Origin of the sequence: Finegoldia sp., assembly GCF_046991905.1 — a bacterium.
Lineage (GTDB): Bacteria > Bacillota > Clostridia > Tissierellales > Peptoniphilaceae > Finegoldia.
Window position 1 is genome coordinate 1 of the sequence record NZ_JBKWZF010000129.1, and the last position, 1,471, is coordinate 1,471.

Sequence of the window (1,471 nt, forward strand, 5' to 3'; positions counted from 1 at the left end):
CCTTTTCATTTTGTTTTTGAACAAGTAAAATATTACTATGAAAGCGAATATTCTCGAAGCAATCTTTTTTGACGAACACCATAATTGGGATAACTTTGTTGAGAAATACGGGCGAAAGATTCGGCTAGTCGTCAAACGGGAAGTAAACAAGTTTAGATATTGTGGAGATATTCAAAAAGGATACCGACTGTTTGTCTGCGAAGGATGTCATCAAACAAAGTTTGTTCCCTTGAAATGTCGTGGAAAGTTCTGTCCAACGTGTGCAACAGGTGAAAGCCAAAGGTGGTCAGCGGTTGTGGCGAATGATATGTTTAAAGTGACACATCGGCACGTAATCTTTACGATCGATGAGGGGTTACGGGAAATCTTTATGATGGAAAACTATCGAGATTCCTTACTGAAAGGACTAATGGATGAAGCCGCAAAAATTATTCTTGCCTATTTTGAGAAAAGAAAGGTGAAGGCAGGTATAGTAGCTACAATCCACACCTTTGGATCAAAACTAGAATTTAATCCGCATGTTCATATGGTTGTTACTATGGGTGGCTTAACAAGAGATGGAAGTTGGGAAGAATACGATTATTTACCTTTTTCTATGTTAAGAAAATACTGGAAAAATGCTGTATTGAAACTAATTAGACGAACGTTAGGTGAGTGGGACAAGCAAAGAGTTCAATCAAGATTACAAGCTGCGTACAAGAACAATGGAGAAGGGTTTTACGTAAATGCTCCTAAAAGGAGCAGGACAAATCTAAAGTCACTACTCCAATACATCAGTCGTTATATGAAGCGTGGCCCGATCGCATTAAGCCGAATCTTAATGTATGATGGCGACACTGTCATGTTCAACTACATGGACAAACGAACGAATACTAAAGAGACGATGACCATGAGTATAGACGAATTCATAGCTGCACTGATTCGCCATATTCAAAATAAGAATTTCAAAACGATTCGTCGCTATGGAATCTATAGTCGTAGAATCAAAACATTAATGAAAAAGGTCATGAAGGAGTATCAGAAACGAGTAAAAAAGCTGTTTATCAATCTGAATGAGGCCTTAAGACCAAAATCCTGGGAAGAAAGAATAACCGAAGAATTTGGTGAAAATCCCTTAGAATGTTCTTGTTGCGGTGAGTACTATGAATTCGTTGGGATGAGTGTGCGCAAAAATGGACGGTTAGTTATTAAATATGCGAAAGATAACCATGCAAAGCGGTTTATGCGAGAGGAGAATCGAAAAATTGACCAAAAAGAATTCAGGCAACAGTATGAAGAAGAAAAAGAAAAAACTTTTAAAGCAATTCGCTGGGATTGGGAACGCCAACGTGAAATTTATATGTCTAAGTTGTGGTGAAAAAGAATCAATCCCAATGGATGTAGTAAAATTTTTAGATGATGCAGATATTGCAAATGATCCGAACAATCCTCCCCAATTTACCTGTGAAAAATGTGGGAAGGAGATGTATCC

1 protein-coding gene is annotated in these 1,471 nt (G+C 37.8%); it reads left to right on the plus strand.

Translation table 11 applies throughout. From position 1 onward, the window contains the following. The first annotated feature begins 37 nt into the window (after nucleotides 1-37). The gene (locus ACLUJM_RS13605; RefSeq protein ID WP_002351803.1) at nucleotides 38-1,357 is read left to right on the plus strand and encodes an IS91 family transposase; all 1,320 of its coding nucleotides are present in this window, start codon (nucleotides 38-40) and stop codon (nucleotides 1,355-1,357) included. Nucleotides 1,358-1,471 lie beyond the last annotated feature (114 nt).

Excerpts from the sequence above, each read along its gene's own strand:
- ACLUJM_RS13605 (WP_002351803.1), top strand. The coding sequence starts at position 38 with ATGAAAGCGAATATTCTCGAAGCAATCTTTTTTGACGAACACCATAAT.